13 protein-coding genes and 1 riboswitch are annotated in these 14,594 nt (G+C 39.7%); of the genes, 7 read left to right on the top strand and 6 right to left on the bottom strand.

Features of this window, described 5'->3' with window-relative positions; genetic code table 11:
• Positions 1 to 114 precede the first annotated feature (114 nt).
• From MMG00_RS09105 to MMG00_RS09090, 4 genes are all read right to left on the bottom strand, one after another.
• Positions 115 to 1,212, bottom strand: a complete 1,098-nt coding sequence (locus MMG00_RS09105; RefSeq protein ID WP_242147580.1) for an extracellular solute-binding protein — start codon at positions 1,210 to 1,212, stop codon at positions 115 to 117.
• A gap of 392 nt (positions 1,213 to 1,604) precedes the next feature.
• On the bottom strand, positions 1,605 to 3,071 hold the full coding sequence (locus MMG00_RS09100) for a cytochrome c (protein ID WP_242147578.1): 1,467 nt from the start codon (positions 3,069 to 3,071) through the stop codon (positions 1,605 to 1,607).
• A gap of 1 nt (position 3,072) precedes the next feature.
• Positions 3,073 to 4,665, bottom strand: a complete 1,593-nt coding sequence (locus tag MMG00_RS09095) for a GMC family oxidoreductase (RefSeq protein ID WP_242147576.1) — start codon at positions 4,663 to 4,665, stop codon at positions 3,073 to 3,075.
• A gap of 48 nt (positions 4,666 to 4,713) precedes the next feature.
• A complete protein-coding gene (locus MMG00_RS09090) occupies positions 4,714 to 5,223 on the bottom strand; it encodes a sorbitol dehydrogenase family protein (protein WP_242147575.1) in 510 nt (169 codons plus the stop codon).
• A gap of 166 nt (positions 5,224 to 5,389) precedes the next feature.
• Positions 5,390 to 5,498, top strand: a riboswitch (TPP riboswitch).
• Positions 5,499 to 5,552: 54 nt separating this feature from the next.
• Here MMG00_RS09090 and MMG00_RS09085 point away from each other — a divergent pair.
• From MMG00_RS09085 to MMG00_RS09065, 5 genes are all read left to right on the top strand, one after another.
• Complete coding sequence (locus MMG00_RS09085) at positions 5,553 to 6,188, top strand: thiamine phosphate synthase (RefSeq protein WP_242147572.1); 636 nt, start codon at positions 5,553 to 5,555, stop codon at positions 6,186 to 6,188.
• 130 nt (positions 6,189 to 6,318) lie between these two features.
• A complete protein-coding gene (thiS, locus tag MMG00_RS09080) occupies positions 6,319 to 6,531 on the top strand; it encodes a sulfur carrier protein ThiS (RefSeq protein ID WP_242147570.1) in 213 nt (70 codons plus the stop codon).
• Between the two features lie 22 nt (positions 6,532 to 6,553).
• Entirely contained in the window at positions 6,554 to 7,321 is a 768-nt protein-coding gene (locus MMG00_RS09075; protein WP_242153429.1) for a thiazole synthase, read from the top strand.
• A gap of 27 nt (positions 7,322 to 7,348) precedes the next feature.
• Positions 7,349 to 8,464 carry a ThiF family adenylyltransferase gene (locus tag MMG00_RS09070; RefSeq protein WP_242147568.1) on the top strand — a complete coding sequence of 372 codons (1,116 nt, stop codon included), beginning with the start codon at positions 7,349 to 7,351 and terminating at the stop codon, positions 8,462 to 8,464.
• A gap of 314 nt (positions 8,465 to 8,778) precedes the next feature.
• The gene (locus MMG00_RS09065; protein ID WP_242147566.1) at positions 8,779 to 9,516 is read left to right on the top strand and encodes an ankyrin repeat domain-containing protein; all 738 of its coding nucleotides are present in this window, start codon (positions 8,779 to 8,781) and stop codon (positions 9,514 to 9,516) included.
• Between the two features lie 186 nt (positions 9,517 to 9,702).
• On the opposite strand, the gene MMG00_RS09060 is transcribed toward MMG00_RS09065, so the two are convergent.
• Positions 9,703 to 10,395, bottom strand: coding sequence for a class I SAM-dependent methyltransferase (locus tag MMG00_RS09060; protein ID WP_242147564.1), 693 nt, complete (start codon positions 10,393 to 10,395; stop codon positions 9,703 to 9,705).
• An 88-nt stretch (positions 10,396 to 10,483) separates the two neighbouring features.
• On the opposite strand from MMG00_RS09060, the gene MMG00_RS09055 reads away from it, so the two are divergent.
• Both MMG00_RS09055 and MMG00_RS09050 read left to right on the top strand, forming a co-directional pair.
• Entirely contained in the window at positions 10,484 to 11,287 is an 804-nt protein-coding gene (locus MMG00_RS09055) for an integrase core domain-containing protein (protein WP_242153261.1), read from the top strand.
• A gap of 396 nt (positions 11,288 to 11,683) precedes the next feature.
• Complete coding sequence (locus tag MMG00_RS09050) at positions 11,684 to 12,985, top strand: ferredoxin reductase family protein (RefSeq protein WP_242147562.1); 1,302 nt, start codon at positions 11,684 to 11,686, stop codon at positions 12,983 to 12,985.
• Between the two features lie 123 nt (positions 12,986 to 13,108).
• Here the strand turns inward: MMG00_RS09050 and MMG00_RS09045 are convergent, their stop codons facing one another.
• Entirely contained in the window at positions 13,109 to 14,422 is a 1,314-nt protein-coding gene (locus MMG00_RS09045; protein ID WP_242147560.1) for an ArgE/DapE family deacylase, read from the bottom strand.
• Between the last annotated feature and the right edge of the window lie 172 nt (positions 14,423 to 14,594).

The following is a 14,594-nucleotide window of genomic DNA, read 5'->3' as shown; positions in this document are numbered from 1 at the left end:
TCCTACAGATTATCTTATGAATGATTAACTTCAATGAGGCAATCGTTTCTCTATTATAACGTATTGAATCAATAATGATTTATTGGGTAAGAGTTAACTATTAAAAGCCTTGGATTATTTACCACTTTTAATTCTCATCCACATCCGTGTGAGCTTCTTTTGACCAGAGAGATCATAGGGGCGTTTAATATGTACGCTTTTTAGAGATTCTTCAGGTGGAAAGAGCATCGTATTGTTTTTTAGCTTAGGATCTAAATACTCAAATGCCGCTAGGTTTGGGGTTGGTGCCATTGTCTTATTGGAAGCTTTAGCACTATTTTTGGCATCTAACATGTAGTTAATAAACTCATAAGCTTCATCGATATTTTTAGCATTTTTTAAAATCACAAGCTCATCAAACCAGAGGATAGATCCCTCTTTAGGAACACTGTATTGGATATCGTGTGATCGGCCGGCATCATCAGCGCTCTCTTTAGCCATAAAGAAATCTCCAGACCAGCCAACAGCAACGCAAGCATCTCCATTAGCAATGGCACTGATATATTCTGATGAGTGGAATTTTTTGATGTAGGGGCGAATATCTTCTAAAACTTTTTGGACATTAGCAAGATCTTGCGGATCGACAGATTCAGGATCTTGTCCTAAATAGATATTAATAAGTGGCGTCATTTCAACGGCGCTATCGAGTAAGTAAATTCCACATTCTGCAATTTTTGCAGCATATTTTGGATCAAAAACGAGCGCATAAGAATCGACGGGCGCCTCTGGTAAAAGCGCATGGATTTTTTGAGCATCATAGCCAATGCCGGTCGTTCCCCAAAAGTAGGGAATCGCATAATCATTAATCCCCTCAAAGGTCGCTAAGCGCTCAAGCGCAAATGGCAATAGATTATGATAATTGGGCATTTTATTAAAATCGAGCTTTAAGAGTTGATCCGCTTCCATGAGGTAAGTCACAGCAAAATCAGAAGGAACGATAATGTCATATCCTGAGTTACCGGTGAGTGTTTTTGCAAGTAAGGCTTCATTGCTATCAACGGCATCGGTGATGACTTTAATGCCGGTTTTTGCTGTAAAGTCATCCATGAGCGCTTGATCGACATAAGAGCTCCAGTTATAAATTTTCAGTTCCCGAGTTTTCTCGTTTGCTAAAGAGAGTGATAATAATCCGCAAAAAGCGACCAGCATCGTTAAATGACGAATGATACGCATGGCATATCCTCCTATCCAATAAAGTGGTGTAAATTGCTTAGCAAGCTAAATAAAATAACAAGAAATCGGCTGGGAATAAAAGCGGAGTTGAAAGCGTCTAACGTGATTTACAAAGATTACGGAAGCTGATTCTAAAGTTAGAATTTTTATAGTTATTGTACAAAGTAATAGGCTTTTATTTCTGCCGAGCGATCAGCACTGATGATGTGCTAAAAAAGAGTTGTAACATGAAATGAGTGAATAGGACAACCGTTATCTAATTCTGAGAAAATATTATTTTTATCAAGTCTTCTCTAAAATAGGGTATATGAGGTTCTATGAGGATTGTCATACCAGATTAATCTAGTATGACAATTATAGAAAAATTTAGCTATTGAAAATCACATTATTGATTAAGAAGATCTTTTAGAACATCTTCTAAAAATAAACCTTCCAATTATTGCAATGATTAAAATGCCGGCGATGAAACCTAGCATCGCAATCACGGAGGCATGTTTTACGAGAAAGGGCGTGTTTCCACCTGCCTTGATAATTTCGATATCTACTCCTGATAATGTAGTTTCTCCATCACCAAAATGCTCGGTAACATAGTTAGTAACAGCTGCGATTTGTTCATCAGATAGCCATGAGAAAATTTCTGTTTCTTCAAGGGAAAATGCCGGCATTAATGTGATGCTTTCATTTAGGGTTGGCTTTCGGTGAACGCCCTCTAAAATAGTAAGAACTAAGTTGGTACGATCAACTCGACCTACCGTACTATTTTGCGTTAAAGAAGGGATACTCTGATCTAAAGCGCCTTCACCTTGAATACCATGACAAGTTGCACAAGCGGCATTATAGAGTAGGGCGCCATCTATGGTTGTATCATCTCGATAAAATGAAGATTGGTTGTCGTGGGGGGGATATTGTTCAAAATCACTCCAAGTGATGGTTTCTTGATTGCTATATTGATAGGCAGGAAGTTTTTGCTCGGGGTTTGCGATGGGAGGAATTGTTTGCAAATACTCGACAATTGCTGTTAGATCTTCATCTTTAAGATGTTGAAAACTATAATCAATAGCATCAGCCATTGGCCCTGCTGCAGATGATTTTCCAAAAGCTCTCCCAGTTTTGAGATAGGTGAATAACTCCTCTTGGCTCCAGCCCCCAATGCCGGAGATTTTATCACTCGTAATATTGGGCGCGTGCCAGCCATCGGCAATACCACCACCGAGATATTGCTGATAATCTTCTGCCATAAACTGATTTCGAGGAGTGTGACAAGTGGAGCAGTGCGTTAATCCATCGACAAGGTATTTCCCACGATTTTGGGATTCAGTCAAGGAGAGATCATAAGTAAGATTGGAATCTTGCGTAAAGAGGAGGTTCCAAATGGGCATAATGCCGGGTAAGTTAAAAGGAAAGGTTAATTGGGTTGTGATAGGAAGCGCTTCATCAATGGGAGTAACGCCTTTCATAAAGTAGTGATAGAGCGCCGTGATATCCTCTTCGTTAATGATAGCAAATGCGGTATAAGGCATCGCAGGATAGAGATGAGAACCATCAGGGCGAATTCCTTTTTTAACAGCTTTAGAGAAATCTTCTTTACTCCAGTTTCCAATGCCATACTGCTTCGATGGGGTAATATTACTTGCAACGATAGTGCCCATAGGCATTTTAAACTCTAATCCACCGGCATATGGCTTATCATTTGAAGCGGTATGACATGCCATACAGTCTCCAAGGATCGAAAGATATTCTCCTTTTTCAATGAGCTCATCTTTAGGACTCTCGGCATTGGCATAAGTGAAACTTAAAGAGAGGAGTAACGTCAGTGCACGCCCATAAATTTTAAAATATTTTTTGAACAAAGATGTCATTTTATACCTCCCTAGCGATGATATCAGCGGTACGAATACCGAGCGCAATAGCGGTAAGAGTTGGATTAACCACGCCACTGGCAGGAATAACCCCTACCGATGCGATAAAGAGATTATCGTGATCAAAGGTACGCCCTTCATGATTGACAACAGAGTTTTTAGGATCATCGCCCATAATTAAAACTCCCATAAGGTGATCATGGTTTTCCCAAGCACTATTAATAGTAAGAGAATCTCCACCCATCAGTTCAGTAATGAGTTGGTACTGTTTTTTAGCCTCTTTGGCACCTCTTATCACATAATTATCGACATCGTAGTTAATTGTAATTCCTGGTAAACCAATGCTATCTTTCCAATTAGGGTTAGGATAGATCCGGTTACTAGGATCAGGTAGTTGCTCAAAGAAGGTGTAGATTGATATCCAGCGGGATGAGAGATCCATAATTCGATCATCGAGTGCTTGCCCCATTAATCCTTCAGAAATCGCCTTTGCTGCAATATCAATCTGGGGATTATTATTGGCAAAGCTATGTTTGTTCGCAGAATATTGAGATCTAAAATCCCCTTCGCGCCATTGATTAATCGTAGCTTGTTGAACAGGACCTCTTCCCATCCACATAGGCTCTTTTGCGAGAAAGTTCATGGAGATTCCCACATGATCCATCAGGTTTCTTCCCACCATATCAGAGGAATTTGCCACATTATTCATAAGGAGCAATTTTGCCGTTTCAAAGCTATGAGCAGCAATCACAAAGGCTTTTGCTTTGAGGGTATATTCTGTTTTATCGGGGGTTAAATATTTAATGGCTTCAATTTTTTGATTGTTTCCTACAATGATTTTATGCACGACAGCTTCCGTAATGAGCTGCACCCCATTTCTCACGGATTTTTCAGCATGGATTGCGCCATTATAGAGGGTGCCAATCGGGCAGATCTGATCACAATTATTATTCCCTTGGCAAGCAGGGCGACCATCATATGATTTTGGGATACGCACGGTGGGTTCGTGAATAACGGCAATGCCGGCAGGAATAAGTGCTTCTTTGATCTTTGTTGTCATGTAAAGATCTGCTTCTGGGGCAATCGGATAGGGTTTAGAGCGTTTGGGGTAAGCCTTACCTGGATAGATGCCAGATTGATCCTCGCTATCAGAACCGGCAACACCGATCGCATACTCAGCACGAACATAATAGGCCTCTAAATCATCATAAGAGATGGGCCAATCCCTGCCAACACCATATAGCGATTGGATCTTAAAATCATTGGGGGTATAACGCCAAGTAGCACCGCCCCAATGAGAAGTGGTTCCGCCAACATGTTTGAGCATTCCCGGCATCATTCGAAAAGAGCCTATATTGTATAAATAGCCTTCTTGGTTACTAGTGGGTGCCCAAGGATTATTGGGGTATGCATTATTGCGATCATAATGGCGTCCTGAATTTTTAAAGTTTTCTAAGAGCTTCCAGCGAGGAACTCTAGGGCCCGCTTCTAGCATAATGACGGATTTTCCTTGAAGAGCGAGTTCATTGGCGACATTGGCGCCCACAGCACCAGAGCCAATGATAATGACATCTGCATCGTAGAGATTATTCATAATGATTACCTTAATAGGTGGATAAAATGGATGGATAAAAAGTTGGGGTTATGCGGTTGGCAGATTCGCCCAATAATTGGTTTTCCAACGGGAGTATCCGGGGATAGGCGTGTATTTTTGGGTGAGTTTAAAGGTTTCTATTTCGGTATAAGTGACAAATCGAACGTTGTCATGTGCTGCTTGTGGTATTGGTGTACCAGCATATCCAAGGTAGAAAACTGCGATGATCGAACGAGCGGTTGTTTGATGCTCTTTCTTAAAGTGAGCATCTTTTTTTAAGGTTTCTATGGATTGAAATTGCTGATCTTTAATGTAGGAGCAAAGAGCATCTGCTTTCTTTTGAAAATTAGGGTCGACTTTGATGAGCGCTTCAAAAGCACGGTCAACAAGCGCCTGATCTAAAGGCTTATTAGTCAGAAATTTTGCTAAAGAGACATTCCTGTTTTCCGTTATATTGAGGGCAAAAGCAGATGGGCTAAGCATCATATAAGCGGTGATAACAGTTGAACTAAAAAGAAATTTACGGCGAGAAAGGGTGGGAATATGGGCGTGATTCATGAGACTTCTCCAAGCGTTTTAAGGTGAGGCAATGTTTTGAAAAATAAGGCTTACATTTAAAACATGGGACAGATCACTGTATTTTTTTATAAATGATTATGATTTATTGTTTCCCCTAAAGAGATTTGCACCCTGAAAATAGATCCCTTATACTTTTAGCCTATTGGTATTCCCCTAGAGGTGCTGTTAAAAACAGCTGAGATTGAAGTGAAACTTCGGGACTCTTATGACCTGATCTAGTTAATACTAGCGGAGGAAAGTGGCGAATCACTGCTTGGTATTTATTTGTCGTGGCTGTGCGAAATCACTTTCTCTGCAATGGAGAATATATGTCTATGTTACATGCCGTCACGCGTGATATTTCTGATATCCCTGATAGTAGTTTAGTGTCGATAATTGAAGCGATTGTGCCTTTTGTCGATTATATTCAGCTACGGGAAAAATCTCGTTCCTCAAAATCCTTAGGATTATTAATTGAAAGCATTCTTGAACGTGGTATTCCCGCAGAAAAGCTCATTATTAATGACCGAGCGGATATTGCGAAAGCTTTTGGGATTCCACGAACCCATCTAACGGAAAAGAGCTTAAGCCTCTCTAAAATGCAAGATGCATTCCCTGAGATGAAATTTGGTCGCTCTTTTCATAGTATTAGCGCTATTACGCGCGAGATCGCTGCTTACGATTATGGCTATTTAGGCCATATTTTTCGTACCTCAGAAAAGAGCTATCCGGCACTTGGAATGGAAGCATTGAGAGAAGCTTCTAAAGAGGCTAAAGAGAGAGGCGGTAAGCTCATTGCGATCGGTGGTATTGATGTCGATACGATAGGACAAGTTTTGCCCTATGCTTCGGGTGCTGCGGTAATGTCTGCGTTATTTCCGGTGGTGAATTATCAGTTTGATGTGGGTAGAGGTTTGCGCCGAGCGAAAGCCCTTCGTGAGATGATCGATCAATCCTACCAATAATCACGATTCTTCAGATTACGTAAGAATACGGGCTTGATGACAGAGTATTGCCGGAATTTGTCACTTTGTTTTGTCATTTAAAAAGAGACGAAAGCATGAATGAATGTAGAGAAATGAAGGAGGTTTTTCAATGAGTATAAAAATTAAAGTTAATGGAGAAGTGTTAATGCTTGATTCCGCTGTCAATACAGTAGAAGCGTTGGTTACACACTTATATCTTGAGAAGAGGCGATTTTTCATTGTCGAGATGAATCGTGAAGTGATTAAGAAAGAGGATTATGCCAAGACCGTGATCGGTTCGGGTGATCAGTTTGAAATTGTCCATTTTGTGGGCGGTGGTTAGGATGGAGAAAAAAATGAGTGATATTTTAAAAATTGGGAATTTCGAGTTTAATTCACGTCTATTTCTAGGAACGGGGAAATATCGTAACTTTTCAGAGCAAAAAGGGGCAGTAGAAGCGAGTGAATCTGAGGTATTAACCTTTGCAGTGCGCCGAATGAATATCTTTGATGATAATCAGCCCGATCTCCTTGAATCTTTAGATCTTTCTAAATATAAATTATTGCCCAATACTGCCGGCGCAAGCACGGCGGAAGAAGCGGTTCGTACGGCAAAGCTTGCTCACGCTTCAGGGCTTTGCGATATGGTAAAAGTGGAGATTATCGGTTGTGCTAAAACCTTATTACCAGATCCTATCGAGACTCTACGCGCCACGGAGATGCTACTTGCTGAAGGCATGACAGTTTTAGTCTATACCTCAGATGATGTGGTGTTAGCGCGTCGCCTACAAGAGCTTGGTTGTCATGCGATTATGCCGGGTGCTTCGCCGATTGGCAGTGGGCTTGGGATTATTAACCCGATTAATTTGCAGCATATTATTGAGCAAGCAACGGTGCCAGTGATTGTGGATGCGGGACTTGGAAGCCCAAAAGACGCCGCATTTGCAATGGAGCTTGGCGCAGATGGTGTTTTGATGAATAGCGCTGTGGCGTATAGTGAAGACCCGATTAAGATGAGCTTAGCGATGAATCTTGCAACTAAAGCCGGGCGACTTGGATATCTTGCTAAACGGATGCCCATGAAAAAATCGGCAACGGCAAGTAGCCCCTTAACAGGGTTAATAACAAGTTAATTGTTTTTAAAAGAGATTAAAATAGAGATGATTAAAGATCGTTATAGCCGCTTAGCTCGATTTCATCGAATCGGTAGCGCTGGCGTTAAGGCTTTTCAGCAAGCTAAAGTTGTGATTGTGGGCTGCGGGGCATTAGGCTCGCAACATGCGGAAACCTTAGCGAGAGCAGGTTTTGGCCGATTAACACTGATTGACCGTGATTTTGTGGAGTATTCAAACTTACAGCGGCAAACGCTCTTTACAGAGCAAGATGCAAAGAGAGCGTTACCAAAGGTTATCGCTCTCAAGCAGCATCTTGCCAAGATTAATTCAGAAATTGAGGTTTTAACTCATATTGCCGATGTCTCTTCTGATAATATTGAAACGTTAATTTCTGGACATGATCTCTTATTAGATGGTACTGATAACCTCTCGCTTCGTATGTTAATCAATGATGCTTGTTATAAGTTACAAATACCCTGGATCTTTGGTACTGCGCTTGAGAGTTATGGCATGAGTTATAACTTTAATTTTCCGGCAAAGGAGAATAAGGATAGCGATGCTGAGGATATCGGCAAGAGTAGCGCGAATATGATTGCCGGCAATCGATTACAAAGCCCTTGCTTAAGATGTTTGCTCGGCTTATTACCATTAGAAAGCTTATCTTCTGAAAAGAGGGATAGTTGTAGCTCAGTGGGAGTAATTCAGCCGATTTTACAGCTAATCTCCGGCATTCAAACAAGTGAAGCGATGAAGTTTTTTGCAGATTTTTCAGCAACTAGAGAAACGCTCTTTACGATGGATCTTTGGGAATTTCACTCTCAGGATATGAATCTTCATAAGCTCAAGGATGCCGATTGCCCAACTTGCGGTGATCATCCGACTTATCCAGATCTTCATGTTAAGAAGAGGGAAGCGCAAAGACTTTGCGGCGATGGCTCCGTGATGATTCGGGAAGTGAAGCCGCTTGATCTTGAAAAAATTAGCACAAAGCTTGATGCCGGCAATATCCATTATCAATATAACGATTACTTTCTCAATATCCATTTAGAGAATAACCGCATCATTCTATTTCATGATGGGCGAGGGATTGTATATGGGGTTGATGACGTTAAGGAAGCGATAGAAATTTATCGTTTAGTTATTACTGATCCATTTCAGTAGATTAAGTCATGATAGTGAAATCAATTTAAAAGTGACTGAATCAGATTGCCGGCGCAGCGATTATGAGAAGCACAAGAATCGTTCTATCCGGTAGCGTGCAAGCGAATTGGATACACTTTGTACCCTTAATATTTTTAAAATAATATTTCTTAATCAAAATTGATTATAAATTGGATGATTCATGCTATTTAAGAAAAACTGAATTTCCTATGTGAGGTAGGTAGGAAACTGAACTTATGCTATTGTTATCCCCATGAAAATAGTGTGAAAATCTATAAAGCAGATAGCTATAATGTCGCTAGGGAATTATAAAAATGAAAAATTTAGGAATAAAAGCATTGTGGAGTGCGGTAGTTTTATCGCTCTCACTAGGTATTGCCAGTGCAGATCAAGCGGTAGATTTAGATAAATTTCGTTTTGATATTGTTGAAATGAAGGATATCGCAAGTCCTACAAAGTTAAAGCATCGTATTTTTTATGAAGCGCCATCCACAGGTGAAAATGCCGCATGGTTTGATGCAGTAAAGCAGGGAAATCTTGAGCTTATAAAGTCTATGGTTGCAAACGGACAAGATATTGAAGCAAAAGATAGCGGAAGCCTTGATCAAACAGCACTTGGCTGGGCGGCATTTATTGGTTATGAAGATATTGTAGATTTCTTAGTAGCGCAAGGTGCTGATCTTTGGGCGACAGATAAGGGCGATGTTTATCATGTGTTAAAATCTGCAGCGCTTGGCAAGAATGTCCATATCGTGAAAAAGATGCATGAAGCATTAAAAGATGAGTACGATATTAACGATACTTCTTATGAAGATGATGGGGAATCATTAGTGATGGTTGCCGCAAGTAATAATCGTATGGACGTTGTGCAATACTTTATTGATGAAGGTGCGGATTTAAATATTGTGACAACGATCGAAGATCCTGCGCGTTTTTCTTATAACCAAAGTGCATTAAGCTATGCTTGCCAACAAGGTTATGAAGAGATGCAGCAACTTTTAATTAAAAATGGGGCGGTTAATCATCGTACTGGCGATACGAGCTGTCAGTAATTAATTAAATATGAGCTTGTCATCATATTGAAAAGTTAGAGATTTGATATTTTAAATCCCAGATACCAAAGTGGTTCTGGGATTTTTTTATGTTAGTAACAATAGCGAAAAAGAAGCACAACAATCGTTCTATCCGGCATTGTGCAAGCTAGTTTGATTCACATGCTATATTTTTACTGGCATCAATTACTTAGCATAGATTAATAATCGTCCTTTGTAAGGAGCATTATTAACAGGCTCCGATAATCTAATATGCTCTTGCAATGTAAAGCCATATTGCGCCATCTCTCTTGTAAAGTGATTGTGATAGCCTCGGCTAGGATCAATCACCCATACCGTACATTTTTCATCTGCAAATTGATGGATAAACCTCGCAACTTCAATTGCGGCATTGGGTTCATATAACACATCGCTGGCAATAATATGTTGATAATGCCCCGTTAATAGCGGTGCATTGGTATCTGCTAATGATGGAATAGGAACATTGCCCCATTGCGCGTGCTTAAAACGAATAGCAGGAAGATCATTGAGTTTTGCATTTTTAGCAAGGAACTTGCCAGCAAGCGGATGGCGATCACTGGCGGTGATATTATACCCAAGTGATTGCGCTGTGAGGCTTGCTATACCAAGTCCACAGCCGATCTCTAAGAGATGATGATCTTCTGGGGTAGGATATTTGAGAAGCTTTAAAGCAAGCTGAACGCTCGAAGGCCAGAGCATGCCAAATATAGGCCATGCGGCACTACAAATCCCAAGACGTTTTGCTTGGTCGAGAGGATCATAAAACTGTTGCTGATCCAAAAGGGACTTGATCGTGAAACTTAAGTCATGATTAATTGCGACGGATTGTCGTTTTGTTTCATAAGGTATCGTATTCATGGATTTTTGCGTTAAAACAAAAACTCCTTTAATTGCTAATATGTAGGATTTTATCGCGTTGTTTACAGTATTAGGAGAAAATACTGTTATGAATATCCATCGAAAAACAAAATTAACGCCGTTTCATCGAGAAGAGATTTGGCGATTACATCATCAAGAAAAATTTACCGTAACCTATCTAGCTGAGCGTTTTATGGTAAGCAGACCTACGATCTATAAAGTACTAAAACAAGGTAGATTGAACTTGTTTGTGCCATTAGCTAGTAAAAATGAACGTTATAGAACAATTAAGTATGGCATTAAACGTCTTGCAAAGATTGAAAAATCTATTGAAGAGAAACTTAAAAAGAGGGCTAAACGTTATAACAAAAACTATCCTGGCGAGATGGTCCATGTGGATACTAAACGGCTCCCTCTTTTAAAAGGAGATCTTAAAAATCGCACTAGAGAGTATTTATTTGTAGGAATTGATGATTTTTCAAGAGAACTTTATGCCGGTATTTATCCTGATAAATCACAGTTTAGTGCTGCTGAATTTCTTCGATGGGATCTGTTAGAACAGTGTCCCTATACTGTAGAATGCACCTATTCGGATAATGGGCGTGAGTATAAAGGTACATCAGAACATGCCTTTGTCGAAATGTGTCTAACACATAAGATTAATCAAAAGTTTACAAAGCCAGCTTGCCCTCAAACGAATGGAAAAGCAGAAAGAGTCATTCGAACACTCATGGAAATGTGGCATAATCAGGAAGAGTTTATCAGTTCAGATGATCGGAAAAAGAAGCTAAAACGATTTTTGAACTATTACAACACAGTAAAACCTCATAAGGGTATTAATGGTTTAACGCCTTATGAAGTTTTAGAAAATTATTTTAACACTGAAGTGTAAACAACCCGCCGATTTCTAACAGCTAATAATTTAATCACTATCTCAGGCTATTGAAAATAAAGCTACTTTTAAATGCCCTTAAACCGGGATGAAACAAAGATTAATAGTAATTTTAAGTAGGGTAATAGCGGGCTTTTCATCAGCTGGTAGCCTGATAAAATGATAGAAGCCTTCGTATCTTTATGATTTACATCAAATTATGATTTGTTAGTAAAGTTGATTAGACAACTTTAAGAATGGCTTAAGTTAACAGAGATAGGATTTAGCCAATAATTGATAAAGGTTTCTTTGATCGATTATCTGTTTTTGATATCAAGCAGTACGGTGTAAAGGGTTTTAACGGATATAGAGCTCTTGCAATAACAGAAAGCAGTTTGAATATAAAAGAGAAAGATTATGAGCAGAGAAAAGATGATTGTATGGGGCGTTTTATTATTTTCCATACTATTGTGGGGGCTAGATGTATTAGTAACTTATAACATTGGTGATTGGAGCGTTTGGCTTTGGCGTAAAGAGATGATCAACCTAACGGGCGTGATTTGCTTAGTATCTATGGGGATTATCATGCTCTTAGCATTAAGGCCCAAGTTTTTAGAAGGGATATTTCAAGGGTTAGATAAGACCTATTATGTCCATAAGTGGTTAGGGATCTTCAGTGTCATTGCGGTGGTGCTTCATTATGGTGCAAAGCTTAGTAAGACGGTGTTACAGCAATTTTTTGAGCGAGGAGCAAAGTTACAAACATTTCGTATTGAATGGATGGAAGATTACCGTAGTCTGGCAAAAGATACCGGAGAAATCCTCTTTTACCTCTTTTTAATCATGTTAGTAGTGACGCTATTACATAAGATTCCCTATCGGATTTGGCGTGTGATTCATAAGGGAATGTCCCTTCTTTTTTTAGCGGTGATCTTCCATACCATTATTCTATCGCCGGCACGTTATTGGGCGGAGCCTGTAGGAATAGTTTTCATCGTCTTTATGGTGATTGGCGGCTATGCTGCGATGGCATCGCTTTTGGGTGCTATTGGCAAGAAACGTCGTTTTGAGGGAGAAATTATCGGGCTAGCACAAGAAGCAGATATTACAATTGTGACCTGTAAAGTGGATGAGAAATGGCAACATGAAGCAGGGCAATATGCGTTTATTCAGCATAAAGATTCAAAGGAAAAACACCCTTTTACGATTGCTTCGGTGGTTAATAGTGATCATGAGATTCGTTTTGCGATTAAATCTTTAGGGCACTATACCTGTAAAATTCAAGATGAGTGGATGATAGGAGATAAGGTAAAAATTGAGGGGCCTTATGGCAGGTTTTCCTTTGAAAATTCTCAGCTTCCCAAACAGATTTGGATAGCCGGCGGTGTTGGTATTACTCCATTTATTGCTTGGCTTGAATCGCTTCAAGGGCAAAAAATCTCTAAAGAGATTACGCTGTACTACTGCGTTAAAGATCATGAGGAGTGCTTAGTTCTCGATTATTTAATAAAACTTGCTAAAGAGAGTGGAATTCTTTTAAAGATCCATTGCAGTAAGGAAGAGGGATATCTTAATCCAGAGAATCTCTCGATAGATGAAGAGACTTCCATTTGGTTTTGTGGTCCTGCAGCATTTGCCGGCAAGCTTGAGCAAGCGGTTAGAGCGAAGGGGTTATCTTTATCGGATCACTTTCATCGAGAGTATTTTAATATGCGTTAAGCTCTGCAAGCAGAAATTAAGAATATATAAAGGCAAAATCGCTTAAACCCCTGTAAATGGCGTTGGCGTTAAGCGATTTTTATTAAAATCACGTATATAAAAATGTTTAACTATAAAGCTATTTTATAGTTTAGTCGTAAGTGGTGTGATACCACACCATTGAGCGATAAACAGAGCGATAGTTTTTGTTATTAATTTTAGTGAATCAATATGGACTCGTTCATCAAATCCATGAATATCTAGAGATTTTGGACCATAGACTAGCGTAGGCATATCCCCATAGATCACAAATACACGTGCATCTAAGTAACCCGGCGTTGTAAAGCTCTCTAATTCACTTGAAAAAGCTTGGCGGTGACAATCTCGTAGCGTATTTTCGGCATCAGATCCTTCTTCAAGAACGTAACCCTCTGCATAAAACCCATTAAAAGTTATTTTTGGGGGAATTCCGGCAAGTTTAGGATCAGTTGACACCTCTTTTAAGCACGCTTCAATTTGTGAGCGAGCTTCATCAGCAGTCATTCCTGGATAGATTGCAGTTCGAACATCAAACTCACACCAAGGTGGTACTGTTGAAGCCCAGTCCCCTCCTTCAATTTTACCGATATTAAAATTAATAGGATGATCTAAATGTTCAAAATGGCGATGTTGATGGTGTTCGCTATTCCATTTTGTCTCTAATTTACGTAGTGCTGCAATTGTTGTATAAGCGGCATCTATCGCATTAAATCCATTTCCCATTTCACGGGTATGTGTTGGAAAACCTTGTACTCTAACTTTAAACCAAAGAACCCCAACATTGGCTCGAACTAACATATTTTCTTCAGGTTCAGGGATGATGACAGCATCTGCTTGATATCCACGAAGAAGCGCTGCAAGAGCTCCATTTCCGGTGCATTCTTCTTCAACAACTGATTGAAAATAGATAGGTGCTGAAGGTTCATAACCAATGGCTTTTAACGCATCAAACGCAAACAGATTTGCAACTAAACCCGCTTTCATATCAGCAGAGCCACGTCCATAAAGCCAGCCATCAATTATTGCAGGTTCCCATGGAGATCTTGACCACATTTCTTCAGGACCTGTGGGAACAACATCGATATGACCATTGAGGATGAGGGATCTACCTAATTGTGTTTCTGGCCGATAGCTTCCTACTACGTTAAAAGCATTTTCATAAGAAACATCAACAGGACCAAATCCTGGGTGTGATTTAATGTCATCAATATCGATTTTCCAACGATCCATTGCAAGTCCTCGCTGACGCATGGCTTCATATAAAAAATCTTGAGCAGTATGTTCTTGCCCCCTCAAGGAGGGAAATCGGATTAACTCTTGGGTAAAGGCTAATTGTGCATCAAAGTGATGATCAACAGCACTCATAATTTTTTTTATTAACTGGGGATCTAAGGGAGTATTAGATTGATGCGTATTCATAAATAATTTTCCTTATTCAAATATTTAAAATAACAATAGGGATCATGTTGGTTGTAGGAGGATTAGATCATGTTGTTGTTTTTGTAAAATCCTTGTCTAACGTGTATGAGTTATCACCTTTATCGCTTGAGATTAGATATTGGGTCAATTAATGCTTTTTAATAATTAACAG

It is taken from the genome of Ignatzschineria rhizosphaerae, from assembly GCF_022655595.1.
In the GTDB taxonomy this organism is placed as follows: domain Bacteria; phylum Pseudomonadota; class Gammaproteobacteria; order Cardiobacteriales; family Wohlfahrtiimonadaceae; genus Ignatzschineria; species Ignatzschineria rhizosphaerae.
The sequence above is the reverse complement of the archived record's forward strand: the minus strand, read 5'-3'. Positions and strand labels throughout refer to the sequence as shown.